Source organism: Phaeocystidibacter luteus, from assembly GCF_008933115.1.
GTDB classification, from domain to species: Bacteria; Bacteroidota; Bacteroidia; order Flavobacteriales; family Schleiferiaceae; genus Phaeocystidibacter; species Phaeocystidibacter luteus.
This window is the reverse complement of sequence record NZ_WBVO01000007.1, coordinates 1-25,165: the sequence shown is the minus strand read 5'-3', so window position 1 is coordinate 25,165 and position 25,165 is coordinate 1. Positions and strand designations below refer to the sequence as shown.

21 protein-coding genes and 5 tRNA genes are annotated in these 25,165 nt (G+C 46.9%); all 26 read left to right on the top strand.

The features are described 5' to 3' along the window. The first annotated feature begins 33 nt into the window (after positions 1-33). The 26 genes from F8C67_RS09300 to F8C67_RS09170 all read left to right on the top strand — a co-directional run bounded on the left by F8C67_RS09300 (position 34) and on the right by F8C67_RS09170 (position 24,983). Positions 34-1,209 (top strand): AIR synthase related protein, encoded by a 1,176-nt coding sequence (locus tag F8C67_RS09300; protein WP_151667565.1) that lies wholly within the window; start codon positions 34-36, stop codon positions 1,207-1,209. Then, a complete protein-coding gene (prfA, locus tag F8C67_RS09295; protein WP_151667564.1) occupies positions 1,206-2,291 on the top strand; it encodes a peptide chain release factor 1 in 1,086 nt (361 codons plus the stop codon). The genes F8C67_RS09300 and prfA overlap by 4 nt, the downstream gene beginning before the upstream one ends. Beyond that, entirely contained in the window at positions 2,291-3,106 is an 816-nt protein-coding gene (gene pyrF, locus F8C67_RS09290) for an orotidine-5'-phosphate decarboxylase (protein WP_151667563.1), read from the top strand. Before prfA ends, pyrF begins: the two co-directional genes overlap by 1 nt. Positions 3,107-3,425: 319 nt before the next feature. Beyond that, on the top strand, positions 3,426-4,085 hold the full coding sequence (locus tag F8C67_RS09285; RefSeq protein ID WP_151667562.1) for a hypothetical protein: 660 nt from the start codon (positions 3,426-3,428) through the stop codon (positions 4,083-4,085). 152 nt (positions 4,086-4,237) lie between these two features. Continuing rightward, the gene (locus tag F8C67_RS09280; protein WP_151667561.1) at positions 4,238-5,170 is read left to right on the top strand and encodes a T9SS type B sorting domain-containing protein; all 933 of its coding nucleotides are present in this window, start codon (positions 4,238-4,240) and stop codon (positions 5,168-5,170) included. Between the two features lie 143 nt (positions 5,171-5,313). Further along, entirely contained in the window at positions 5,314-6,498 is a 1,185-nt protein-coding gene (locus F8C67_RS09275; RefSeq protein ID WP_151667560.1) for a DUF2851 family protein, read from the top strand. Between the two features lie 319 nt (positions 6,499-6,817). Then, a complete protein-coding gene (locus F8C67_RS09265; RefSeq protein WP_151667558.1) occupies positions 6,818-8,641 on the top strand; it encodes an amino acid carrier protein in 1,824 nt (607 codons plus the stop codon). Between the two features lie 74 nt (positions 8,642-8,715). Continuing rightward, positions 8,716-9,789 carry a ComEA family DNA-binding protein gene (locus tag F8C67_RS09260; protein WP_151667557.1) on the top strand — a complete coding sequence of 358 codons (1,074 nt, stop codon included), beginning with the start codon at positions 8,716-8,718 and terminating at the stop codon, positions 9,787-9,789. A gap of 62 nt (positions 9,790-9,851) precedes the next feature. Beyond that, positions 9,852-10,046 (top strand): 30S ribosomal protein S21, encoded by a 195-nt coding sequence (gene rpsU, locus F8C67_RS09255; protein ID WP_151667556.1) that lies wholly within the window; start codon positions 9,852-9,854, stop codon positions 10,044-10,046. Positions 10,047-10,106: 60 nt separating this feature from the next. Beyond that, the gene (locus F8C67_RS09250) at positions 10,107-11,003 is read left to right on the top strand and encodes a tyrosine-type recombinase/integrase (protein WP_151667555.1); all 897 of its coding nucleotides are present in this window, start codon (positions 10,107-10,109) and stop codon (positions 11,001-11,003) included. 7 nt (positions 11,004-11,010) lie between these two features. Next, a complete protein-coding gene (gene hpf / locus F8C67_RS09245) occupies positions 11,011-11,310 on the top strand; it encodes a ribosome hibernation-promoting factor, HPF/YfiA family (RefSeq protein ID WP_151667554.1) in 300 nt (99 codons plus the stop codon). Between the two features lie 239 nt (positions 11,311-11,549). Then, positions 11,550-11,622: transfer RNA gene (locus F8C67_RS09240), tRNA-Thr, on the top strand. A 54-nt stretch (positions 11,623-11,676) separates the two neighbouring features. After that, a tRNA-Tyr gene (locus tag F8C67_RS09235) sits at positions 11,677-11,759 on the top strand. Between the two features lie 66 nt (positions 11,760-11,825). Then, a tRNA-Gly gene (locus tag F8C67_RS09230) sits at positions 11,826-11,898 on the top strand. Positions 11,899-11,926: 28 nt separating this feature from the next. Further along, positions 11,927-11,998: transfer RNA gene (locus tag F8C67_RS09225), tRNA-Thr, on the top strand. 53 nt (positions 11,999-12,051) lie between these two features. Next, positions 12,052-13,239: an elongation factor Tu gene (gene tuf / locus F8C67_RS09220; protein WP_151667553.1), complete on the top strand. Its 1,188-nt coding sequence runs from the start codon at positions 12,052-12,054 to the stop codon at positions 13,237-13,239. A gap of 66 nt (positions 13,240-13,305) precedes the next feature. Further along, a tRNA-Trp gene (locus F8C67_RS09215) sits at positions 13,306-13,378 on the top strand. An 18-nt stretch (positions 13,379-13,396) separates the two neighbouring features. Beyond that, positions 13,397-13,591, top strand: a complete 195-nt coding sequence (gene secE, locus F8C67_RS09210) for a preprotein translocase subunit SecE (protein WP_151667552.1) — start codon at positions 13,397-13,399, stop codon at positions 13,589-13,591. Between the two features lie 21 nt (positions 13,592-13,612). Next, entirely contained in the window at positions 13,613-14,161 is a 549-nt protein-coding gene (nusG, locus tag F8C67_RS09205) for a transcription termination/antitermination protein NusG (RefSeq protein WP_151667551.1), read from the top strand. An 80-nt stretch (positions 14,162-14,241) separates the two neighbouring features. Continuing rightward, positions 14,242-14,679, top strand: coding sequence for a 50S ribosomal protein L11 (gene rplK, locus F8C67_RS09200; RefSeq protein WP_151667550.1), 438 nt, complete (start codon positions 14,242-14,244; stop codon positions 14,677-14,679). Between the two features lie 18 nt (positions 14,680-14,697). After that, a complete protein-coding gene (gene rplA, locus F8C67_RS09195; RefSeq protein ID WP_151667549.1) occupies positions 14,698-15,387 on the top strand; it encodes a 50S ribosomal protein L1 in 690 nt (229 codons plus the stop codon). A gap of 24 nt (positions 15,388-15,411) precedes the next feature. After that, positions 15,412-15,936 carry a 50S ribosomal protein L10 gene (rplJ, locus tag F8C67_RS09190; RefSeq protein WP_151667548.1) on the top strand — a complete coding sequence of 175 codons (525 nt, stop codon included), beginning with the start codon at positions 15,412-15,414 and terminating at the stop codon, positions 15,934-15,936. A gap of 60 nt (positions 15,937-15,996) precedes the next feature. Beyond that, complete coding sequence (gene rplL, locus F8C67_RS09185; RefSeq protein ID WP_151667547.1) at positions 15,997-16,374, top strand: 50S ribosomal protein L7/L12; 378 nt, start codon at positions 15,997-15,999, stop codon at positions 16,372-16,374. 98 nt (positions 16,375-16,472) lie between these two features. Then, the gene (gene rpoB, locus F8C67_RS09180; protein WP_151667546.1) at positions 16,473-20,291 is read left to right on the top strand and encodes a DNA-directed RNA polymerase subunit beta; all 3,819 of its coding nucleotides are present in this window, start codon (positions 16,473-16,475) and stop codon (positions 20,289-20,291) included. 58 nt (positions 20,292-20,349) lie between these two features. Further along, complete coding sequence (gene rpoC / locus F8C67_RS09175; protein ID WP_151667545.1) at positions 20,350-24,660, top strand: DNA-directed RNA polymerase subunit beta'; 4,311 nt, start codon at positions 20,350-20,352, stop codon at positions 24,658-24,660. Continuing rightward, the gene (locus tag F8C67_RS09170; protein WP_151667544.1) at positions 24,660-24,983 is read left to right on the top strand and encodes a DUF3467 domain-containing protein; all 324 of its coding nucleotides are present in this window, start codon (positions 24,660-24,662) and stop codon (positions 24,981-24,983) included. Before rpoC ends, F8C67_RS09170 begins: the two co-directional genes overlap by 1 nt. Positions 24,984-25,165 lie beyond the last annotated feature (182 nt).

The window sequence follows — 25,165 nt, the reverse complement described above, 5'->3', positions numbered from 1 at the left end:
GCATTTGCGGGGCGCTTTCGTATTTTTGCACCCATGGAAAAGAGCTCCCGTTACGCCGAGAGAGGCGTGTCATCCGGAAAAGAAGAAGTACACAAGGCTATTGCCAATGTAGATAAGGGATTGTTCCCTCGCGCTTTCTGCAAGATTATCCCAGATTATCTTACGGGTAGCGAAGATCACTGCATCGTGATGCACGCAGATGGTGCCGGCACAAAGTCGTCCCTCGCATACGTGTATTGGAAGGAAACCGGCGATGTTTCAGTTTGGAAAGGCATTGCTCAAGATGCCCTTGTGATGAACATCGATGACCTACTATGTGTAGGTGCTACCGAGAATATCCTACTCTCTTCTACCATCGGCCGCAACAAGAATCTCATCCCAGGTGAGGTGATTTCGGCCATCATTCAGGGAAACGAGGAACTTCTTGCCGACTTCAGAAAGCATGGGGTAGACATCGTCTCAACCGGTGGTGAAACCGCAGATGTGGGCGACTTGGTTCGCACCATCATTGTAGATAGCACCGTGGTTGCACGCATGCGTCGCGATGAAGTCATTGACAATGCCAACATTCGCCCTGGCAACGTAATCGTTGGTTTAGCCAGCTTCGGTCAGGCCGATTACGAAGACCATTACAACGGCGGAATGGGAAGCAACGGTCTCACCTCAGCACGCCATGATGTCTTCAATAAACTCGTTGCCGAAAAGTATCCGGAAAGCTTTGACCCTGCAGTTCCTGCTGACTTGGTTTATAGCGGTTCAGTTTCACTGACAGAGCCTGTTGGCGAAACGGGAAGAACGGCCGGACAACTCGTTCTTTCTCCAACCAGATCTTATGCGCCTATCATCAAGAAAATCCTCTCTGAGGCGAGAGAAGGAGTTCATGGGATGATCCATTGTTCTGGTGGTGCTCAAACAAAGATTCTGCACTTCCTTGAAAAAGGGCATGTCGTTAAAGACAACCTTTTCAATACACCGCCACTCTTTGAGTTGATTCAAAAAGAAAGCGGAACCTCGTGGGAAGAGATGTACCAGGTATTCAACATGGGGCATAGAATGGAGCTTTATGTTGATGAATCTTCAGCAGCGAAGATTATCGAGATTTCTAAATCATTCGGTGTTAATGCGCAGATTGTAGGTAGAGTAGAGGAATCTGAAAAAGCTGAACTTACAATTGAATCTCAACACGGTAAATTCACGTATTCTAAATGAGTACGCTAGATAGATTGAACGGCATTCGTCAGCGCTACGACGAAGTAAACGACCTGATTATTCAGCCGGAAATTGCTTCTGACCATGAGCGCTATGTTCGCCTGCACAAAGAATACAAAGAGCTTAAGCCCATTGCTGAAGCTAGAGATCAATACATCCAACTTCAAACTCAAATTGAAGAAGCCAAGGAAGTAATTTCTGAAGGTGGTGATCCAGAGTTTGTTGAGATGGCCGAAATGGAACTTTCGGAAGCCAAAGAGAAGCTTGAGGAACTCGAGGAGGAAATCAAGTGGATGTTGATTCCGAAAGATCCGGAAGACAGTAAAGACGCTGTCTTGGAAATCCGTGCTGGAGCAGGTGGCGATGAAGCTAGCTTGTTTGCCGGCGATCTCTTCCGGATGTACCAGCGCTATGTAGAAACACGCGGCTGGAAAATGGAACTGATCAATGCCAATGAAGGCACTGTGGGTGGATACAAGGAAATTGCGGTGAGCATTTCTGGTGAAGACGTATACGGCGTACTCAAGTATGAAAGTGGTGTACACCGCGTACAGCGAGTTCCCGCGACCGAAAGTCAGGGCCGTGTTCACACCTCCGCCGCATCCGTTGCTGTACTTCCAGAAGCTGAAGAAGTAGATGTTAAGATAGAGGATAAGGATATCCGTCGTGATACCTTCCGCGCCAGTGGGGCAGGTGGTCAGCACGTCAACAAGACGGAGAGTGCCATCCGACTCACTCACCTACCAACCGGAATCGTGGTTGAGTGCCAGGACGGTCGATCTCAGCACAAGAACCTCGAGCAAGCCATGAAAGTTTTGCGTGCGCGCATTTACGACATGGAGGTGCAGAAACACAACGATGAAGTTGCACAGCGTAGAAAAACGTTGGTATCTACCGGTGACCGTTCTGCGAAAATTAGAACGTACAACTTTCCACAAGGTCGGGTTACAGACCACCGCATTGGACTTACGGTTCACAATCTTACAGATGTCTTGAACGGTGACGTACAGCAGTTCCTAGACGAACTGAAGATGGCGGAGAATACAGAGCGATTGAAAGAAGGAACTGAAAGTTACGGGTAATGACGCGCGCAGAACTCATTGACCATATTGCAGAAAAGCAGTCGATGCTTTGTGTTGGATTGGATACGGATCTAGACAGAATCCCTAAGCATCTGTTGAGCGAGGAGGATCCTATCTTCGCCTTCAACAAAGCAATCATTGATGCAACGGCAGAATATTGTGTGGCTTATAAACCCAATACAGCATTCTACGAAGCCTATGGGTTGAGTGGCTGGCAATCTCTAGAAAAGACAGTTGCGTACATCAAAGCGAATTATCCAAAGCACTTCGTCATAGCGGACGCCAAACGTGGAGACATTGGAAATACGGCCAAGCGATACGCGAAGGCTTTCCTCGAAACCATGAATTGTGATTCCATTACGGTAGCGCCGTACATGGGCGCTGATTCTGTTGAGCCTTTTGGCGGTATTCCAGGTAAGTGGGTGATCGTGTTGGGGTTGACCTCTAACGCAGGGGCTGAAGATGTGCAAAAGCTGATGCTTCAATCTGGAGAGTACGTTCATACAGCCGTTATGGACAAGGTACACTCTTGGTTTTCAGATGATGAGCTGATGTTTGTGGTCGGAGCAACTCGTCCCGATGAACTGGCCAAGCTTCGCGAAAAGTATCCCACTACGTTCTTCCTCGTTCCGGGAGTAGGGGCTCAAGGAGGTTCGGCCAGCGACGTGATTAAAGGAGGGATGATTCCTGGAGATTATGGCTTGTTGATCAACGCCTCGCGCGGTGTGATTTATGCTTCCGATGGAGAAGACTTTGCATTACAAGCAGCAAATTCTGCAAAAAAATTGAGGGATGAAATGAAGGCCAATATGTAGGTCTAGCACCCCTCAAAATTCCAAGGCGAACCAACTCAGGTTCGCCTTTTTTATTGCCGAAATTTCACTTTTGAGATTGTAGGAATATGCTGATTGGGACTGAGTTTTGTAGGAATTCTCATCACCTACTCAGGATATTCCTACAAATAGGGGTTCTCTTGTAGGAAAGGTCTTGTTGTGCAGGGCGTGTAAGGGTGGCACTTTAGTACAGCGGAAGAAAAAAATCTAACCGTTTTGAAAACCGCAGAGTCAAATTGGCTCGTAAGTGAGACCTGGATTGCTAATTATTTTTTCATCCAAAACCCAAAAACCACCCGAAATGAGAACTTTAACTACACTCACTTCAAATTGGAAAGGCACAGCATTCTTCGTTGGATTGTTCTGGCTAATCTCAGTAGCCGCATCGGCACAATCTACAGCAACAGACACAGTTTGTGTTGAAACTCAAGACGTAACTTATGGCATCACTGGCGCAAGTGCAAGTTCAAACTTCACTTGGGGATTTGCTAGCGGTTTTTCAGCGCTAGGTACAATTGACAACTCAGTGAGTGCAAACAATGCAGAAATTGAAATCGATTGGGGAAGCACTTCAGGTACTACTCGTATTTATGCCGTTGAGCAAAGTGCTGATGGCTGTTACGGTGATACCGTGTTCTTGGACATCGTTCTCAATCCACTACCAACTATTTCCCTTACGGGTGATATTGTCTGCGAAAACGATTCATCAAGTGTGAACCTTACTTTGACAGGTACAGCACCTTGGGACGTAACGCTTTCAGACGGTACCAATACGTACAACTATACGGTTAACAATGCTACTGCAACTGTAGTAGTAGGGGTATTCACTCCAGGTACACACACAATTAGTGTAGTAAGCGTAAGCGACGCTAACAGTTGTGACGCTGATGTGTCTGGCGTAACTCCAGCAACAATTACAATCAACGCGAAACCGACAACGGGTGGCATCTTCCACTACTAAGATTAGTCCTGAACTAGGAATCTTAAGTACGAACTACGGTGCGTCGATACCTCCTACACATAACAATAGCTTTACTCAGTGCCTTTGCAGGGACAGCCCAAGCGCAGATCGTAGATACGGTCTGTGCTTCGGGTGGGCCCTCAAACCTAGCAGTGAGCAGCAACGTAGGCTCGACGTATCAGTGGATAGTTAACGGAGCGAATATCTTAACAGGACAAGGAACTTCAGATATCCTTGTCGATTGGCCGACCTCTACGGCAACCGTTTCTGCCTTCGTAGTAGAAACTTCATCAGACGGATGCATTGGTGATACCGTTTTTGCAGAAGTCTTTGTTGCCGAGCCGAGTACATCACACATCACTGGACCAACAGAAGTTTGCGAAGGTGAGTACGTTGAGCTCGAAGCATTTGATACTAAAAACGACGGAAAGTTCCTCTGGAGCAACGGAGATACAACTGACGTCATAGCGTTCTTTGCAAAACACGATACCACCATTTACCGAGTGGCGTTCAACGAGAACTGTGAGCATGATACCACGTTCCACAATATCAAGGTGAATCCAACACCATTGGTAATTGTAAGTACGGATGCGGTTTCAGATACCATCAGTTTTAATTCTTATGTAAACTTCTACTACGATGGAAATAGCGTGGGAACCGTTGAGTGGTATTTGAACGGATTGTGGATGAGTTCGGGAATTCAGGCGAACATCCTATTTACTCAGCCTGGATGGAATACCGTTCGAGTAATTGCGAGCACAGGCGATTGCGCCGACACTTTAGAACACCGCATGTATGTGGACGACGAAGTGAAAGTGCACATCCCAACAGCGTTCTCGCCAAACGGCGATGGATTGAACGACGTTTGGACGCTTGATGGTCTGGGCTTCGATAAGTACGAGGTAGCAATCTACGATAGATGGGGTAACGTGATGGCGAAGTGGGATGATCAGAATCCAGGTCAGTGGGATGGAACATTCAGAGGTAATCGTGTGACTACCGGCGCCTATCAGTATCGTGTAAGAGTTTGGACAATCAACAATCACATAAAGGACTACTCTGGTCCGATAACTTTGATCCGATAACAGAGACCTGATCGGATCACTTTAGGGGGAAGAAAGCGGCTTTTTGAGCCGCTTTCTGTTTTTATAGCCGTTGGCAAACGTTTACTTCCGTTTGTATACGTTTTAAAACGGCTACGCTGTTTTTTACTTCTCAACTTCAGCTCATGAAAGAGGAATTCGTTCAATTCTTATGGGCTGAAGAGCTAATCCTTCCATCGGAGTTCAAACTTGAGGATAACCGAGCCGGTAAAGTGCTCGCCCGCGGGAAGTGGAATCACAATAGTGGTCCGGATTTTAAAGATGCAATTGTTCAAATTGATAGAACGACATGGGTGGGTCATGTTGAGATGCATTTAAAGGCTTCAGATTGGTTCGCCCACGGTCACCATACAGATCCGGCCTATTCAAATGTGATCTTACACGTGGTAGTTAAGAGTGATGCCGAGGTCCACGATTTCCAAGGCAGAACAATCCCGGTGTTGGTTGTTCCCGAAGAGGAGGTGTTATCCTTTCAAGAAACATACGATAGATGGCTGGCGAATAAGGGTATTCTTCCGTGCTCTGGCTTTTTGGCCGCAACGCCTGGACCTTTGATTCAAACTTGGCTGATGAATATGGCTGAGGAGCGCTACAAGAGGAGAGTGGAGTTTGGATGGGAAGTGCTCGAGTCGACAAAGGGAAATGTGGAATTAACCCACTGGATTTTGTTGGCGCGCATTATGGGAGCACCAACTAATTCAGACAGTATGGAGATGCTGATGAGGCGATTGCCCATTATTTCTATCCGTCGTAAGACTTGGAGTTGGGACGACTTCGAAAAGTGGGTGATGGCAGTAAGTGGCCTATCAGGAGAAATGCAAACCACCTATCAACAGAAGGTTTTCGGCGTTGAGCCTATGAGTAAGGCACAATGGACTTGGGGCAGATTAAGGCCTCCCTCGTTTCCAGAACAGCGAGTTCGACAATTTGCTTGGGTGTTTTACTCTCGGATGATAGAAGGGAGTCAAAAGCTCTTTTGGAAGACTTCATTCTGGGAACCTTTCCTAACAGGCAGGCGACCAGGTAAATCGACGTTGGAAACTTGGCATTTAAATATGGTTCCCTATTTGGGACTTGGATCGTGGACGGAAGGTTGGACTTCGGCAGAAAAGTGGAGAGAACTTGTGCCGGAGAAGAATCACGTGACAAAGATTTTCGAAGACATCGGACTCTCGCTAGATTCTGCCTTGGAATCACAGGCATTGCTAGAAATTCATCAAGAGTATTGTCAGATGAAAAAATGCTTAAATTGTGCCGTAGGTAAATACCATCTGATTGCAAAGGACTATGATAGAAAGGATCAAGGCTGATTTTGAAAGACGAGGATTCGAGGTGTGTCATCGCTTTGGCGAGCGCTTGGGCATTCGACCAAGTCGCATTCGCCTTTTCTTTATCTACGCATCTTTTGTTGCGTTGGGATCTCCCATTTTCATCTACTTGGCTTTGGCCTTCCTGCTACGATTAAAAGACGAGGTTTCTCAAAAACGAGCCTCCATCTTTGACCTCTAATTTGGCTCTGCCCCTGATGTTCAGTAGATTTGGGCTTTTTGCGCAAATCTTCAAACATTACGCACGGTTGGAGGTTGCCAATTTGTATCTGAACTTCAATAGTAACGTTCAATAACCATTATGAAGAAACTACTACTTGCCTTATTAGGAGTAGTCCTTTTTGGGACCGCTTTCGCTCAGCAGCCCCTGAAGATTGACAACATTATTCTACGCAACCCGGAGAAGAACATCAACAACGGGTCAGCAACGGCCGAAGTAATTGGTGGCGTAGAACCTTATACGTACTATTGGTCAAATCAGTCAACCGACACCACCGCTGCTCAAGCTATTGGCCTAACCGAAGGGTATCCTTATACACTTAGGGTAGTTGATGCAGAAGGAAATGAAGTATCTAAGGAATTTCAACTTGAAGTTCTTACTGTTGCCGAAGGTTTCAACAGCACCTTCAAACCCATCGTAGATGGCGTTGCAAGCGTACTCCTCGGAGATCCATTTGCAGCACTGGGCTTATATGACAACACCATTTATAATGACGCTGGTCAGCCAGCCAAGCATCCCAATGGTGATATCAGAAAGAACAGCATCCCGTTCATCGTAATCTGGTTGATTATGGGGGCATTGTTCTTCACCATAAGAATGCGCTTTATCAATATCCGTGGATTCAAGCATGCCATTGATCTTGCTCGTGGTCGATTCGATGAGCCGAACGCTCCAGGTGAAGTGACACACTTCCAAGCATTGGCTACAGCGGTATCTGCAACTGTTGGACTTGGAAACATCGCGGGTGTGGCCGTGGCCATTTCAGTAGGTGGTGCGGGTGCAACATTTTGGATGATTGTAGCAGGTCTGCTAGGCATGTCTTCCAAGTTTGTTGAATGTACCCTCGGTGTGAAGTATAGAAACATCAATCCCGACGGAACGGTTTCGGGTGGTCCAATGCACTACCTGAAGAAAGGTCTCGCAGAAAAGAAAATGGGCGGACTTGGAAAGGTCCTCGCAGGTATGTTCGCGGTTTTGGCCATTGGTGCATCGTTTGGTGGTGGGAACATGTTCCAAGCCAACCAAGCATTCGCACAGTTAGAAGGCCAGTTCCCTTCACTTGAAGGTAAAGGACTGTGGTTCGGTATCATCTTGATGATCCTCGTTGGCGTTGTAATCATTGGAGGTATTAAGAGTATCGCAAAGGTTACGGAGAAGATTGTACCACTAATGGCCTTGACCTATATCATTGCTGCATTGGTGATTATTGGAATCAACTTCAATCAAGTTGGCGACGCATTTACAGCGATTTACGACGGTGCTTTCAACGCAGAAGCACTACGAGGTGGATTTATTGGAGTTTTGATTCAAGGATTCAGACGTGCAGCCTTCTCGAATGAGGCAGGTGTTGGTTCAGCAGCAATCGCCCACTCGGCAGTTAAAACGAAGCACCCTGTTGCAGAAGGCTTTGTTGCCTTGCTCGAGCCATTTATCGATACGGTAGTAGTTTGTACGTTAACGGCTCTCGTGCTCATCTTTACAGGAAAGCACCTTCCTGAAACGGGCACTGCCGTTTCTGGAGCTCAAATGACATCGGACGCCTTCGGAACTGTAATTGAATGGTTCCCTATGGTCCTCGTGATAGCCATCTTCCTATTTGCTTTCTCTACTATGATTTCTTGGTCATATTACGGTTTGAAGGCTTGGACGTATTTCTTCGGCGAAAACAAGGGAGCAGAGTATTCATACAAGCTAATCTTCCTATTCTTCATCGTTGTTGGTTCTACGATCAGCCTTGGAGCTGTGCTAGACTTCTCTGATATGATGATTCTCGCGATGTCATTCCCGAACATTGCTGGTCTACTTATCATGTCAGGTGACGTTAGAAGGGACCTGAAGAAGTATGTCACGGATCTTAAAGCGGGAAAGATCTTCACAAGCTACGTGAAGAAGGAAGCTAAATAGACTTCGTATTCGATTTAAACGTAAGTAAACGTTTAACTCACGACTAATAGAAGTACGCCACTGCACCTTTGTGTATGTGGCGTATTTTTTTGTGGTTTCACATCAGGAGGTCGGAAAGGAAAAGACTTCTCCTGCTTTTTGTCCTACTCGTTGGCATATCCATCTTCGCTAAATGGGGTAGAGAGAACTATTATGACAGGGCAGTGGAGGTTGAACGCTATTCCATCTTATTGGACTCGTTGGTGCACATGCACGATTCAATCAAAGCATATAGGCGAGATAGCTTCTTTGGGGCTGGGCCTTATAAGTTGACAGAATTATCAACTTCCGAGTGGGAAGCTTCGGGATTGACGGCATTGGAATCGAAGCGGTTGTGGAATTACCTCAAGGCTGGAGGGAGAGTATACAATGAAGAATCATTCAGTAGAATCAATATAGGTGATACGGCTTGGAGGGAAAGGGTGATGGATGCCTTAGTGATTGAAGATGTTAGGGCTAGCAGGAAGAGGGAGGGGAGAGGGCGATTGGTTCAGGGATGGCAGAGTGAGTTGTTGAGGAAAAGGATTGATGTGCATCAACCCGATTCGATAGAGCTTGTGAAGTCAGGCGTGCCAGGATATATGGTGTCTCGTTGGAGGCGATATGTTCGAAGTGGCTTCCGGTTTGATTCGGTAAAGGAGGTGAATTCGATTTGGGGGATGGATTCTAGCTGGCTCGCCATCAATTTAGATAGTTTGTGGATTGATGTGGAAGGGAAGGCTATTTTGACAATTTCAATGAATGCAGTTGGGGAGGAAGGCCTCTCTCAGATTTTGGCTCACGCTTGGCAACGAGACAAATGGTTGTCCTATCGAAGTCGGCTGGGAGGATTTGTGGATACAGCTCAATTTTGGGAGGTTGGACTTGATTCGTCGACGGTTCGGGAAATGATGATGCATGTGTGGGATAAGGGTGAGGTAGAGAAGGTTGATTTGAATACATCTTCGGTAGAGGTGCTCAGTAGGCATCCGTATATTGGGTGGAAACGTGCAGGGACGGTGGAGTACTACCGCACAAGAGTAAGGCCTATTGAAGATGTGGAAGTCTTGATAGGGCTGGAGGGGTGGACGAAAGAAGATGTGGAGCGTCTGAGAGAATATTTAGAATGAGCTTGTTGGGTTTGATAATTAGTTCTACTTTTGTCGCCCTAAAGAGAGGAGGTGTCACGCACATGTTACAAGTACAAGTAAAAGAAGGAGAAAGCATTGATCGCGCGTTGAAGCGTTACAAGCGTAAATTTGACCGCACAGGTACTATGCGTCAACTCCGTTCACGTCAGCAATTCACGAAACCGTCAGTTGCACGTCGTAAAGAGAAAATCAAAGCGTCTTACATTCAGTCTTTGCGTTCAAACGAAGAAGAATAAAGTTAGCTTGAATCATATAGAAGGTCGTTCCGATGCGTTAAATTGGAACGACCTTTTTTTATGTTTGAAACTGTAGCCTCATTTATACGCTATCTCGAGATAGAGAAGCGCTCTTCGGAGCACACGCTTATAGCCTATGAGCGTGATTTGCAACAATTTACTGATTGGTTGCTCGATGTTTACGAAGAAGAAGATTTGTCGGTTGTAAAGCCGGTCATGATTCGCGATTGGATAATGAACCTCAGCGAGGCGGGGTTGGACCCGAGGAGTATCAATCGCAAACTCTCCACTTTGAGATCTTATTACAAGTTCCTGGTTCGTACTCAGACTATAGACCAGTCGCCAATGCAGAGCATTCGTTCGATGAAGACATCGAAACGAGTGATACGTTCTGTGGATGTTGAGGATATGATGCAGGTGTTGGAGCCGAGTATGTATGTGGGTGAGGCTCATCCTCAGAGGGATAGGTTTATGATATTCACTTTTTATCTGACCGGAATGCGACGGTCTGAATTGATAAACCTAAAACGATCGGACATAGAGGTTGAAGGGAGTAGAGTTAAAGTTTTGGGAAAACGAAACAAGGAGCGCATCATACCCGTTGGCAAGGAGTGGTTATTGGCATTGAGAGAATATGAAGAAAGTGGTGAAGATGGTGTAGGAAAAGGGGAGTATGTCTTCTCGACGAAAGACGGTGAAAAGCTCGATTCTAAGCTTGTTTATGACCGCGTTGTGTACTATCTTAGTAAGGTAAGCTCGATAGAGAAGAAGAGCCCTCACATCCTCCGGCATACGTTTGCCACACATCTCTTAAGCATGGGCGCAGATCTGCAAACAATTAAAGAACTCTTAGGCCACAGCAGTTTGGCTGCGACGCAGGTTTATACCCATAGTTCAATAGACCAGTTAAAATCAGTGTATAACAATACTCACCCTCGAGGTGGGGATAAAAAATGATGACACTATGAAAGTGCAAGTGCAATCTGTCAACTTCAAGGTAGATCAGAAACTAGTAGACTTCATTCAGAAGCGAATGGACAAATTGGATCAGTACTATGATCGAATTGTAGATGGGGAAGTTTATTTGAAGGTAGACAACAACCATACTAGGGAGAACAAAATTGTGGAGGTACGTGTGAATGTACCGGGCAATGATTTGATGGTAAAGAAGGAGTGCACGTCATTTGAGGAGGCCACGGACCTGGCTGCTGATGCATTGCGTCGACAATTAGAGCGACATAAAGCGAAGGTCAGAGGTGTCTGAATCAGACAGATAGAAAAGAGAGTCCCGCGAGTGCGGGACTTTTTTTTGTTGAAGGTTTTGACGGAAAGGGAAAAGGTGTATTTTTGCCCCCGCTTCGACGAAATAATTGAAGTAAAAAACGTGGGGACAGCGTTTGCGGGAATTGAAATCTTTCATACATTTGCAGTCCCTTTAGAAAAAAGCCAGGATCAAAACTGGCGAGTTCTTAGGAATAGAGCGGCATAAGCCGTTTTTTTTAAGCCAGCATAGCTCAGTTGGTAGAGCAGCTGATTTGTAATCAGCTGGTCGGCGGTTCGAGTCCGTCTGCTGGCTCAAGTTTTTTCGACTTGAGGGTCGAAGGTTCTTTATGTATTGAGGAAAGAGATTGGGGAGATACTCAAGCGGCCAACGAGGACAGACTGTAAATCTGTTGGTTTTTACCTTCGCAGGTTCGAATCCTGCTCTCCCCACAAGACATTGACAGGTTTGATTGGTTCCCATTGGGGGTGTCCGGTCGAGCCTTAATGTGTTGATACGCGGAAGTAGCTCAGTTGGTAGAGCATCAGCCTTCCAAGCTGAGGGTCGCGGGTTCGAATCCCGTCTTCCGCTCTGGGTTTCCTTCGGGAAGACCATGCAGGCCGACGTAGCTCAGGGGTAGAGCGTTTCCTTGGTAAGGAAAAGGTCACGGGTTCAATTCCCGTCGTTGGCTCTAAGATTGTTATTTAAGTCTTTCGGGTTCATTTAATAAAAAGACGACTCATCATGGCAAAGGAGAATTTCGTACGTTCCAAGCCGCATTTGAACATTGGAACAATTGGTCACGTTGACCACGGTAAAACCACATTGACTGCAGCTATTACTACAGTATTGGCGAGCAAAGGTTTTGGCCAAAAGCGCGATTTCGATTCAATCGATAACGCACCAGAAGAAAAAGAACGTGGTATCACGATCAACACGTCACACGTAGAGTATGAGACAGCAAACCGTCACTACGCTCACGTTGACTGCCCTGGTCACGCCGACTACGTAAAGAACATGGTAACGGGTGCCGCTCAGATGGACGGTGCTATCCTCGTAGTAGCAGCTACAGACGGTCCGATGCCACAAACTCGTGAGCACATCCTTCTTGGACGTCAGGTAGGTATTCCTCGTATCGTTGTTTTCTTGAACAAAGTTGACATGGTAGACGACGAGGAGCTTCTTGAGCTCGTTGAAATGGAGGTTCGTGACCTTCTTTCTTTCTACGAGTATGACGGTGACAACGCTCCAGTAATCATGGGTTCTGCACTTGGTGCATTGAACGGTGAAGACAAGTGGGTTGACACAGTTATGGAGTTGATGGACGCTGTTGACAGCTACATCGAAGAGCCAGAGCGTGACAAGGATAAGCCATTCTTGATGCCAATTGAGGACGTATTCTCAATCACTGGTCGTGGTACTGTAGCAACTGGTCGTATCGAGACTGGTATCGCTAACACTGGTGACCCAGTTGAAATCATCGGTTTCGGTGACGAGAAGCTTAACTCTACTATCACAGGTGTTGAGATGTTCCGTAAGATCCTTGATACTGGTGAAGCGGGTGATAACGTAGGTATCCTCCTCCGTGGTATTGAGAAGAAGGACATCCGTCGTGGTATGGTAATCTGCAAGCCAGGTTCAATCACTCCACACGTGAAGTTCAAGGCTGAGGTTTACGTATTGAAGAAAGAAGAAGGTGGTCGCCACACTCCTTTCCACAACAAGTACCGTCCTCAGTTCTACTTGCGTACTACTGACGTTACTGGTGAGATCAACCTTCCAGACGGAGTAGAAATGGTTATGCCTGGTGACAACCTCACCATCGAAGTTAACCTTATCGCTCCTGTAGCTATCAACAAAGGTCTTCGTTTCGCTATCCGCGAAGGTGGACGTACAGTTGGTGCAGGTCAGGTAACTGAGATCCTCGAGTAATCGACGAACATAGATTTTTTCGGTAAAAGGTGTCCGCCTCACGGCGGGCGCCTTTATGCCGTAAATACGGGTGTAGTTCAATTGGTAGAGCAGCGGTCTCCAAAACCGCAAGTTGGGAGTTCGAGTCTCTCCACCCGTGCAAGCAAGTGAAGAAATAATGAGTAAGATCAAAGGATATCTCCAAAGCTCCTACGAGGAGTTCGCACAAAAGGCCACTTGGCCTACGTTGTCCGATTTGCAAAAAAGTACGGTTCTCGTAATCGTAGCATCGGTCATCTTCGCACTAGCCATTTTTGTAATGGACCAAGCGATTGTGAACGTATTGGAGTTCCTACGAACTTTCTTTAATTAATCCCTATAGGACTCAACAACCATGAGCGACGGTAAAAAGTGGTATGTAGTCCGCGCTATCAGCGGTCAGGAAAACAAAGTGAAAACCTACATCGAAAGCGATGTTGAGCACGCTGGGTTGACTGACATGATGGGGCAGGTTTTGGTTCCAACCGAAAAGGTTTACCAAATCCGTAACGGGAAGAAAGTATACAAGGAACGCAATTACTACCCTGGTTACATCATGGTAGAAACAGTTCTTACAGGTGAGATGATTCACACCATTAAGAATGTTCCTGGAGTTATCGGTTTTCTTGGTGAGACCAAAGGCGGAGATCCTGTGCCTTTGAGAACTAGCGAAGTGAACCGCATGCTAGGTAAGTTCGACGAACTCGCCGAAACAGCAGAACAAATCAACATTCCATTCGTAGTGGGTGAGAGTGTGAAGGTAATCGACGGTCCGTTCAGAGACTTCTCTGGTACGATCGAGAAGATTAACGAAGAGAAACGCAAGCTCGAAGTAATGGTGAAGATTTTCGGAAGAAAAACTCCATTGGAATTGAGCTTTATGCAAGTAGAGAAAGAAAGTTAAACGAGATGTGAGCTCGGCGACCTGAGGAAGCTTCCACCCAAAGGTCTTAATGCTAACTCATTTTATAAAGAACTGCAATAATGGCTAAAGAGGTAAGTGGGCTGATTAAGCTGCAAGTTCGTGGTGGTGCTGCCAATCCTTCGCCTCCTGTGGGTCCTGCCCTAGGTGCGAAAGGCGTTAACATCATGGAATTCTGCAAGCAATTTAATGCACGAACCCAAGATAAGCAAGGCAAACTTCTGCCGGTTGTTATTACGGTCTATTCCGACAAGTCTTTCGACTTCGTTGTTAAGACCCCACCAGCAGCCGTTCAATTGATGGAAGCAGCCAAAATCAAGAAAGGATCTTCCGAGTCAAACCGTGTTAAGGTAGGTAAGGTATCCTGGGATCAAGTTCGCACTATCGCGGAAGACAAGATGCCAGACCTCAACTGCTTTACTGTTGAAAGTGCTATGAGCATGGTAGCTGGTACAGCTCGCTCTATGGGACTTACAATCACTGGCCCGAAGCCGTTCTAACGCAAATAAGCATTGGAGATGGGAAAATTGACTAAAAAGCAGAAGGCTGCTGCTGAGAAGATTGAAAAAGGGAGAGTTTACTCTGTTGAGGAAGCTTCAACCCTAGTGAAAGAAACAAGCAATACGAAGTTCGATGCTTCTGTTGACCTAGCGGTGCGCTTGGGTGTAGACCCACGTAAAGCAAACCAAATGGTTCGTGGTGTTGTAACTCTTCCTCACGGTACTGGTAAAGACGTACGCGTTCTCGCACTCGTTACTCCAGACAAAGAGCAAGAGGCTAAAGACGCCGGAGCAGATTTCGTAGGACTTGATGAGTACATCGATAAAATCAAGAATGGTTGGACCGATGTTGATGTAATCGTGACCATGCCTGCCGTAATGGGCAAGATTGGTCCTTTGGGACGTGTTCTTGGTCCACGTGGTTTGATGCCTAACCCTAAGACGGGCACCGTAACTATGGACGTGGCTAAGGCAATCTCTGATGTGAAAGCTGGTAAGATTGACTTCAAAGTAGATCGTTACGGTATCGTACACGCTTCTGTTGGTAAGACTTCTTTCACCGCTGATAAAATCAAGGAGAACGCAGAAGAATTGCTCAAGACTTTGGTTCGTATGAAGCCTGTAGCGGCTAAAGGAACCTACGTGAAGAGCGTATTTATGTCAAGCACTATGGGCCCTGGTATTCCAGTGGACTCTAAGAGCGTTTAATTCATCTGCCCAAAAGACAGTGTAATGACACGAGAAGAAAAAAATCAAGAAATCGAAGCACTAGTTGGTATCCTCGAAGGGGCTAACACCCTTTATATCGCTGATATCGCTGGTCTCGACGCCGAATCTACTTCAAACTTGCGCCGTCAGGCTTTCAAGAACGAAATCAAGATTAGCGTTGTTAAGAACACTTTGCTGAAGAAAGCCATGGAGCGCACCGAAAAGCCTTTTGAAGGTCTTTTCGAAGTACTCAAAGGCAACACCAGCATCATGGTGAGCGAAGCCGGAAACGCTCCTGCGAAACTTATTAAGGAGTTCCGCAAAAAGAGCGAGAAGCCTATCCTTAAAGGTGCTTACATCGAGGAGGCTATCTACATCGGCGACGATCAACTCGATGCGCTCAGCAACATCAAGAGCAAGGACGAACTCATCGGAGACGTTATCGCGCTCTTGCAATCGCCTGCTAAGAACGTTATCTCTGCCCTTCAAGGGTCAGCCGGTAACAAAGTGGCAGGTTTGGTTAAAGCTCTTGAAGAAAGAGCACAGTAATTTTTGTACGCACTCAGCTTCCATATACGCGTAAGTTTTAAACACTAAAAAGAAGTCAAAATGGCTGATATCAAAGAATTGGGCGAAGCCCTCGTAAACCTAACCGTTAAGGAGGTAAACGAACTCGCTACATACCTCAAAGAAGAGCATGGCATCGAGCCTGCTGCTGCTGCGGTTGCTGTTGCCGGTCCTGCCGGTGGTGGTGAAGCCGGAGGTGGCGAGGAGAAATCAGAATTTGACGTCATCCTTAAGTCTGCTGGAGCTTCTAAGCTTGCAGTCGTGAAATTGGTTAAAGAAATGACCGGTCTCGGACTCAAAGAAGCTAAAGAAAAGGTAGACAGCGCTCCTAGCGCTATCAAGGAAGGCGTTGCCAAGGACGAGGCAGAAGCCCTCAAGGGCCAGCTTGAAGAAGCTGGTGCTGAGGTAGAGCTTAAGTAAGCTCGCCTCCCGAAACTTTAAGGTTTAGGTCTTTCCCGGCTTTTTTAAGCACGGGATTGGCCTAAACCCTTTTGTGTATAAATTAACATTGCTTTCCAATGGCGAATCCTCTGGCGCACAAATCGGATAGGATTAACTTTGCATCAACACTTGCCCAAGCCGGTTACCCGGACTTCTTGGACATTCAGTTGAAATCCTTCCAAGATTTCTTTCAAATTGAAACCAAACCCGAAGAGCGAAACAGCGAAGGTCTCTACAGAACTTTTGCTGAGAACTTTCCAATCACGGACGCACGCAACCAGTTCGTACTAGAGTTCATCGACTACTTCATCGACCCTCCACGTTATTCCGAACTGGAGTGTATTGAGCGAGGATTGACTTTCAGCGTTCCGCTGAAGGCCAGACTAAAACTCTACTGTACGGATCCTGAACACGAGGACTTCGAAACCATCGTTCAAGATGTTTTCCTCGGATCTATCCCGTACATGACCCCAAGGGGTACATTTATTATCAACGGTGCTGAACGTATTGTCGTATCTCATCTTCACCGTTCACCAGGTGTATTCTTCGGTCAAAGCTTCCACGCAAACGGTACCAAGCTGTATTCAGCTCGTATTATTCCGTTCAAAGGTTCTTGGATCGAATTTGCAACCGACATCAACAGCGTAATGTACGCGTACATCGATCGTAAGAAGAAGCTTCCGGTTACTACCTTGCTTCGTTCTATCGGTTATGAACGCGATAAAGATATCCTCGAGATCTTCGACTTGGCAGAGGAAGTGAAGGTTTCGAAAACCGCACTCAAGCGCGTAGTTGGCCGTCGCCTCGCTGCTCGTGTCCTCAAAACATGGATTGAGGATTTCGTAGATGAGGATACTGGCGAAGTTGTTTCTATCGAGCGTAACGAAGTAGTTCTCGATCGTGATACCCTCCTAGAGAAGGATCACCTCGATGTAATTCTCGACGCCGAAGTGGCAACCATCCTTCTTCACAAAGAAGATGTTGAAAGTAGCGAGTACGCTATCATCTACAACACGCTTCAGAAGGATCCAACTAACTCAGAAAAAGAGGCCGTTGAGCACATCTATCGTCAGCTTCGTAACGCCGAACCGCCTGATGAGGAAACCGCTCGCGGTATCATCGATAAGCTCTTCTTCAGCGAACAACGCTACAACCTCGGTGAGGTTGGTCGTTACCGCTTGAACAAGAAGCTCGGACTTGAAATCGAAAGCGATGTTCAAGTTCTTACGAAAGACGATATCATTCACATCATCCGCTACTTGATCCAATTGATCAACAGCAAGGCTGAAGTTGATGACATCGACCACCTTTCAAACCGTCGTGTTCGTACCGTAGGTGAGCAGCTTGCCAACCAGTTTGGCGTAGGTCTCGCTCGTATGGCGCGTACCATCCGTGAGCGTATGAACGTTCGCGATAACGAAGTCTTCACTCCAATTGACTTGATCAATGCGAAGACACTTAGCTCGGTTATCAACTCGTTCTTCGGAACCAACCAGCTAAGCCAGTTTATGGATCAAACCAACCCTCTTTCAGAGATCACGCACAAGCGTCGTCTTTCTGCACTAGGTCCAGGTGGTTTGAGCCGTGAGCGCGCAGGCTTCGAGGTACGTGACGTTCACTACACACACTACGGTCGCCTTTGTCCAATCGAAACACCAGAAGGACCAAACATTGGTTTGATCTCTTCACTTTGTGTTTATGCGAAGGTGAATAACATGGGCTTCATCGAAACCCCATACCGCCAAGTTGAAGGTGGTAAGGTGCGTTTGGATATCGACCCAACTTACCTCAGTGCTGAGGAAGAAGAAGAAAAAGTAATCGCACAGGCGAACGCACCGCTTAACGAAGATGGTTCTTTCGAGAACAACCGTGTTAAGGTGCGTGACGAGGGTGACTTCCCAGTTCTAGAGCCTGAGCAGATTAACTATATGGACGTTGCTCCGAACCAGATTGCATCAATTTCCGCATCACTCATTCCATTCTTGGAGCACGATGATGCGAACCGTGCACTCATGGGATCTAACATGATGCGTCAGGCCGTACCACTATTGCGTCCTGATCGTCCAATCGTAGGTACCGGCCTCGAAGGCCAAGTTGCACGTGACTCACGTGTACTTGTGGCTGCAGAAGGCGACGGTGTAGTTGAAGCAGTTGATGCGCGCGAAATTCACATCCGCTACGACCGTACGGATGAAGATCGCCTCGTTAGCTTCGATGACGACGTGAAGTCTTACCACCTCACTAAGTTCTTGAAGACTAACCAGAGCACAACGATCAACCTCAAGCCTATCGTTAGCAAAGGTCAGCGCGTTACTAAAGGTCAAATTCTTTGCGAAGGATATGGTACAGAGAAAGGCGACCTCGCTTTGGGGCGTAACCTACTCGTTGCCTTCATGCCTTGGAAAGGATATAACTTCGAGGATGCGATTGTGATCAACGAAAAGGTTGTTCGCGACGATATCTTCACATCGATTCACATCGACGAGTACACACTCGAAGTGCGCGACACCAAGTTGGGTATGGAAGAATTGACTTCTGACATTCCTAACGTTTCTGAAGAAGCAACTAAGGACCTCGACGAGAACGGTATCATCCGTATCGGTGCAGAGGTTACTCCTGGAGACATCTTGATTGGTAAGATCACTCCAAAAGGGGAGAGCGATCCTTCACCAGAAGAGAAGCTCCTTCGTGCAATCTTCGGAGATAAGGCAGGTGATGTTAAGGATGCATCTTTGAAAGCATCTCCTTCACTTTCTGGTGTTGTTGTTGACAAGAAGTTGTTCTCACGTGCCGTGAAGGACAAGCGTCAGCGTGCACAAGATAAAGAAGAGCTCGAAGTAATCGAACTTGAGTTTAATAGTCAACTAGAAGGTGTTCGCGGAATCTTCATCGAGAAATTGTCGCAATTGGTAGCTGGCAAAACTTGCCAAGGTATCTTGAACGATCTCAACGAAGAAGTTATTCCGAAAGGAACTAAGTTCACTCAGAAAGTCTTGAACGGTATCGAGGACTTCACCCGTATTACTGGTGGAACTTGGACTACAGACGCTGATAAGAACACCTTGATTCAGAACTTGCTTCACAACTACAAGATTAAGGTGAACGACCTTACTGGTGTATACCGCCGTAAGAAGTTCCAAATCTCTGTGGGTGACGAGTTGCCATCTGGAATTATCAAGCTTGCTAAGGTTTACATCGCTAAGAAACGTAAGCTTAAAGTAGGTGATAAGATGGCGGGTCGCCACGGTAACAAAGGTATCGTAGCGAAAATCGTACGTGAAGAAGATATGCCGTTCCTCGAAGACGGAACTCCAGTGGATATCGTATTGAACCCACTAGGTGTACCATCTCGTATGAACATTGGTCAGATTTACGAAACAGTATTGGGCTGGGCTGGTTTGAAGACTGGCAAGCACTATGCTACGCCAATCTTCGATGGTGCGTCACTAGACGACATCAAGAAGGAGACAGACGCAGCAGGTGTTCCTGAGTTCGGTCACACATTCTTGTTTGACGGAGGTACTGGACAGCGTTTCGACCAAAAGGCAACTGTAGGTGTGATCTACATGCTGAAACTAGGTCACATGGTAGACGACAAGATGCACGCCCGTTCAATCGGACCATACTCACTCATTACACAGCAGCCACTTGGTGGTAAGGCCCAGTTTGGTGGCCAGCGTTTTGGTGAGATGGAGGTTTGGGCACTCGAGGCATTCGGTGCTTCCAACATCTTGCGAGAAATCCTTACTGTGAAATCCGATGACGTTGTAGGTCGTGCGAAAACGTACGAGTCTATCGTAAAAGGAGAGCGCATGCCGGAACCGGGAATTCCAGAATCGTTCAACGTATTGTTGCACGAATTGCAAGGACTCGGACTTAAGATCACTCTAGACTAAAGATTCTTCCCCGCCCAAGCGGCGGGGAGGATTCAAATAATTTTAATCCTCGCGTACAATGGCTCTTAGAAAAGGAGATCAAAACACGAACAGCGGATTCAATAACATCACAATCAGCTTGGCATCGCCTGAGTACCTACTCGAGCGTTCTAGCGGTGAAGTATTGAAGCCCGAGACCATTAACTACCGTACGCACAAGCCCGAAAGAGACGGACTCTTCTGTGAGCGTATCTTCGGACCTGTGAAGGACTACGAGTGTGCCTGTGGTAAGTACAAGCGCATCCGTTATAAAGGTATCGTCTGCGACCGTTGTGGTGTAGAAGTTACCGAAAAGAAAGTACGTCGTGAGCGCATCGGTCACATCAGCTTGGTAGTACCAGTAGCTCACATTTGGTATTTCCGCTCATTGCCTAACAAAATCGGTTACTTGCTCGGACTTCCAAGCAAGAAGCTCGACATGATTATCTATTACGAGCGCTACGTAGTTATCCAAGCTGCAGACGCCGTAGATAATGAAGGCAATCCTTTGGAATTCATGCAATTCCTCACTGAAGAGGAGTACCTCGACGCTTTGGAGCGTTTGCCGGTAGAGAACCAGTATCTCGACGACAACGATCCAAACAAGTTCATCGCAAAGATGGGTGCAGAAGCGTTGATTCTTTTGCTTCAGCGCATCGAGCTCGACGAGTTGTCTTACACTCTTCGTCACAAAGCCAACACAGAAACTTCACAGCAGCGTAAGCAAGAAGCGCTTAAGCGTCTTCAAGTTGTTGAAGCTTTCCGCGATGCAAACTCTCGTATCGAGAACAACCCAGAGTGGATGATCATGAAGGTTGTGCCAATCATTCCGCCTGAATTGCGCCCATTGGTGCCATTGGATGGTGGTCGATTTGCAACATCCGACCTTAACGACCTTTACCGTCGTGTGATTATCCGTAACAACCGTTTGAAGCGTCTACTCGAAATCAAGGCTCCAGAAGTGATCTTGAGAAACGAGAAGCGTATGCTTCAGGAAGCGGTTGATAGCCTATTCGACAACACACGTAAGGCAAGTGCGGTTAAGACCGACGCCAACCGTGCGTTGAAGTCACTTTCTGATAGCTTGAAGGGTAAGCAAGGACGTTTCCGTCAGAACTTGCTCGGTAAGCGTGTTGACTATTCTGCTCGTTCGGTAATCGTTATCGGTCCAGAATTGAAACTCCACGAATGTGGTCTTCCTAAGAATATGGCCGCTGAGCTTTACAAGCCGTTTATCGTACGTAAGCTCATCGAAAGAGGTATCGTTAAAACTGTGAAGAGCGCGAAGAAGATTATCGACAAGCGCGATCCAGTTGTTTGGGACATCCTTGAAAACGTAATGAAAGGTCACCCGGTTCTTCTCAACCGTGCTCCGACACTTCACCGTTTGGGTATCCAAGCATTCCAGCCTAAGCTTATCGAAGGTAAGGCAATCCAGCTTCACCCATTGACATGTACGGCATTTAACGCCGACTTCGATGGTGACCAGATGGCTGTTCACCTTCCACTTGGCCCGGCTGCGATTCTCGAAGCACAGCTATTGATGCTCGCATCACACAATATCTTGAACCCTGCTAACGGTAGCCCGATTACGGTACCTTCTCAGGACATGGTATTGGGTCTGTATTACATGACCAAGATGCGTAAGACAGATAAGGACCTTACCATCCGTGGTGAAGGCATGACATTCTACTCTCCAGAGGAAGTAGAGATTGCCTACAACGAAGGAATGGTTGACCTACACGCTACTATCAAGGTTCGTACTGAGGACCTCAATGAGAATGGCGAAATTGAAACTATGTTGATTGAAACGACTGTTGGTCGAGTTCTCTTCAACAAAGTGGTTCCTTCTGGTGTAGGTTACGTTAACGAGGTATTGACCAAGAAAGCACTTCGTGAGATTATCGCGAACATCTTGCGTCTTACTGACGTGCCAACAACATCCGACTTCTTGGATAACATGAAGAACTTGGGTTACTCGAACGCCTTCCGCGGAGGTTTGAGCTTCTCCCTCGGTGATATCGTTATCCCTGCTCAGAAAGAGAAGTTGATTCAAGAGGCCGAGCAGGAGGTTGAAGGTATCTTCAGCAACTACAGCATGGGTCTCATTACAAATAACGAACGCTACAACCAGGTAATTGACGTTTGGACAAACACAAACGCGCGTCTTACCCAGGCTGCGATGCACGATTTGACGACAGACCGTCAAGGATTCAACCCAATCTACATGATGTTGGATTCTGGAGCCCGTGGTTCCAAAGAGCAGATTCGTCAGCTTTCAGGTATGCGTGGTTTGATGGCCAAGCCGCAGAAATCTGGATCTAGTGGTGGTGAGATTATCGAAAACCCGATTATTTCCAACTTTAAGGAAGGTCTTTCGATTCTCGAGTACTTTATCTCAACTCACGGTGCACGTAAAGGTCTTGCCGATACGGCCCTGAAGACTGCCGATGCGGGTTACTTGACTCGTCGTTTGGTAGACGTTGCTCAGGATGTGATTGTGATGGAAGACGATTGTGGTACACTTCGTGGCCTCGAGGTTTCTGCCTTGAAGAAGAACGAAGAAGTAGTAGAGCCACTCTACGAACGTATCGTTGGTCGTGTTGCTCTTGAAGATGTGGTTGATCCGCTTTCGGGTGAGCTTTACATCCAAGGTGGTGAAATCATCCAGGAGAGCCACGCTCGCAGAATTGAGGAAAGTCCAATTGAAAGCCTCGAAGTGCGCTCACCATTGACTTGTGAAAGCAAGCGTGGTATTTGTGCGAAGTGCTACGGTCGTAACCTAGCTACGCACAAAGACGTACAAATGGGTGAAGCTGTTGGTGTTATCGCCGCACAGTCGATTGGTGAACCAGGTACACAGCTTACACTACGTACGTTCCACGTGGGTGGTACTGCAGGTAACATTGCAGAAGAAAGCACACTTCGCGCGAAGTTCGACGGAACCATCGAGTTTGATGACGTTCGTACCGTAAGCGGTGAAGACGGTGATGGTAACAAGGTTGAAATTGTTATCGGTCGTACCGGTGAGGTTAAGGTTGTTGATCAGAAGACTGGCATTGCCATCATGACGAGCAACGTTCCTTACGGTTCACACTTGGTAGTTAAGGATGGTCAGAAAGTGAAGAAAGGTGACGAGATCTGTTCTTGGGATCCTTACAACGCTGTGATCATTGCTGAGTACCCAGGTAAGATTGGTTACCAAGACATCGTTCAAGGTGTTACATATAAGGTTGAGATTGATGAGCAGACTGGCTTCCAGGATAAGGTGATTGCCGATTCTCGTAACAAGAAACTCATCCCAACTATTCAGGTACTCGATAAGAAGGGTGCTGAGATTAAGCACTACACATTGCCAGTTGGTGCACACTTGATGGTGAACGAAGGAGAAGAAATCAAGGCGGGTAAGATTCTCGTTAAGATTCCACGTAAGTCTGCGAAGGCGGGTGATATTACGGGTGGTCTTCCACGTGTGACTGAGCTCTTCGAGGCACGTAACCCTTCTAACCCAGCGGTTGTATCTGAAATTGATGGTACTGTAAGCTACGGTAAGATCAAGAGAGGTAACCGTGAAATCATCATCGAGTCACGTACAGGCGAACAGCGCAAGTACTTGATCAACTTGTCGAAGCAGATTCTTGTACAGGAGAACGATTACGTTCGTGCGGGAATGCCGTTGAGTGATGGAGCGATTACGCCGAGTGACATCCTTGCGATTCAGGGACCAACTCGCGTTCAGGAATACTTGGTGAACGAGGTTCAGGAAGTATACCGTCTACAAGGTGTGAAGATTAATGACAAGCACTTTGAGGTTATCGTTCGTCAGATGATGCGTAAGGTTGACATCAAGGATCCGGGAGACACTAGCTTCTTGGAAGGAAACTTGGTTCACGTGAGCGACTTCATCGAAGAAAACGACAGAATCTTTGATAAGAAGGTAGTAGAAGAAGCTGGAGATAGCGATACGCTTCGTCCGGGTCAGATTATCAACGCGCGTCAGCTTCGTGACGAGAATTCTCGTTTGAAGCGTGCAGACAAAGAGTTGGTAGTTGCACGTGATGCGAAGCCTGCTACTGCGGTTCCGATCTTGCAGGGTATTACGAGAGCGTCGTTGCAGACCAAGTCATTTATGTCTGCGGCATCCTTCCAGGAAACGACTAAGGTATTGAACGAAGCTGCGGTTGCGGGTAAGGTTGATACTTTGGAAGGCTTGAAGGAGAACGTTATCGTTGGACATAGAATTCCGGCGGGTACGGGTATCAAGCACTATTACAAGTCTGTTGTAGGGTCGCAAGACGACTATGACAAGATGATGGCGAATAAAGACGTAGAAGTAGAAACTGCAGAATAATGGCGGACAATCCGAAAGATCAGAATCAGGGCAATCAGCTCAACATAGAGCTCACGCCGGAGTCGGCTGATGGTACGTACAGTAACTTGGCGATCATCAACCACAGTCATTCGGAGTTCGTGGTGGATTTTGTTCAGGTGATGCCTGGGCTTCCAAAGGCTCGAGTTAAGTCGAGGATTATTCTCACTCCACAGCATGCTAAGCGCTTGGCTAAGGCGTTGGCGGAAAATGTAGCTCGTTATGAGCAGATGCATGGAGAAATTGCTGAGGGAGAACAGCCAGGAGTGCCGCTTAATTTTGGTGGTCCGACTGGGCAAGCATAAGCTTCACGAGAGATAAGTGAGCCGCTCATCCGCAAGGGTGGGCGGCTTTTTTTTGCTACAAGTGTAACTGTTATGCACAGGCAATTTGTGGATTATCAGCTAGTTGAGGAGTGGGGGTGAAAAAATCTTCGCAAACCCGCAAAAAACCTTTGGAGAAAGCTTGTTTTATGAATCAAAAGCTC

Excerpts from the sequence above, each read along its gene's own strand:
- F8C67_RS09300 (WP_151667565.1), top strand. The coding sequence starts at position 34 with ATGGAAAAGAGCTCCCGTTACGCCGAGAGAGGCGTGTCATCCGGAAAA.
- prfA (WP_151667564.1), top strand. The coding sequence starts at position 1,206 with ATGAGTACGCTAGATAGATTGAACGGCATTCGTCAGCGCTACGACGAA.
- pyrF (WP_151667563.1), top strand. The coding sequence starts at position 2,291 with ATGACGCGCGCAGAACTCATTGACCATATTGCAGAAAAGCAGTCGATG.
- F8C67_RS09285 (WP_151667562.1), top strand. The coding sequence starts at position 3,426 with ATGAGAACTTTAACTACACTCACTTCAAATTGGAAAGGCACAGCATTC.
- F8C67_RS09275 (WP_151667560.1), top strand. The coding sequence starts at position 5,314 with ATGAAAGAGGAATTCGTTCAATTCTTATGGGCTGAAGAGCTAATCCTT.
- F8C67_RS09265 (WP_151667558.1), top strand. The coding sequence starts at position 6,818 with ATGAAGAAACTACTACTTGCCTTATTAGGAGTAGTCCTTTTTGGGACC.
- F8C67_RS09260 (WP_151667557.1), top strand. The coding sequence starts at position 8,716 with ATGTGGCGTATTTTTTTGTGGTTTCACATCAGGAGGTCGGAAAGGAAA.
- rpsU (WP_151667556.1), top strand. The coding sequence starts at position 9,852 with ATGTTACAAGTACAAGTAAAAGAAGGAGAAAGCATTGATCGCGCGTTG.
- F8C67_RS09250 (WP_151667555.1), top strand. The coding sequence starts at position 10,107 with ATGTTTGAAACTGTAGCCTCATTTATACGCTATCTCGAGATAGAGAAG.
- hpf (WP_151667554.1), top strand. The coding sequence starts at position 11,011 with ATGAAAGTGCAAGTGCAATCTGTCAACTTCAAGGTAGATCAGAAACTA.
- tuf (WP_151667553.1), top strand. The coding sequence starts at position 12,052 with ATGGCAAAGGAGAATTTCGTACGTTCCAAGCCGCATTTGAACATTGGA.
- secE (WP_151667552.1), top strand. The coding sequence starts at position 13,397 with ATGAGTAAGATCAAAGGATATCTCCAAAGCTCCTACGAGGAGTTCGCA.
- nusG (WP_151667551.1), top strand. The coding sequence starts at position 13,613 with ATGAGCGACGGTAAAAAGTGGTATGTAGTCCGCGCTATCAGCGGTCAG.
- rplK (WP_151667550.1), top strand. The coding sequence starts at position 14,242 with ATGGCTAAAGAGGTAAGTGGGCTGATTAAGCTGCAAGTTCGTGGTGGT.
- rplA (WP_151667549.1), top strand. The coding sequence starts at position 14,698 with ATGGGAAAATTGACTAAAAAGCAGAAGGCTGCTGCTGAGAAGATTGAA.
- rplJ (WP_151667548.1), top strand. The coding sequence starts at position 15,412 with ATGACACGAGAAGAAAAAAATCAAGAAATCGAAGCACTAGTTGGTATC.
- rplL (WP_151667547.1), top strand. The coding sequence starts at position 15,997 with ATGGCTGATATCAAAGAATTGGGCGAAGCCCTCGTAAACCTAACCGTT.
- rpoB (WP_151667546.1), top strand. The coding sequence starts at position 16,473 with ATGGCGAATCCTCTGGCGCACAAATCGGATAGGATTAACTTTGCATCA.
- rpoC (WP_151667545.1), top strand. The coding sequence starts at position 20,350 with ATGGCTCTTAGAAAAGGAGATCAAAACACGAACAGCGGATTCAATAAC.
- F8C67_RS09170 (WP_151667544.1), top strand. The coding sequence starts at position 24,660 with ATGGCGGACAATCCGAAAGATCAGAATCAGGGCAATCAGCTCAACATA.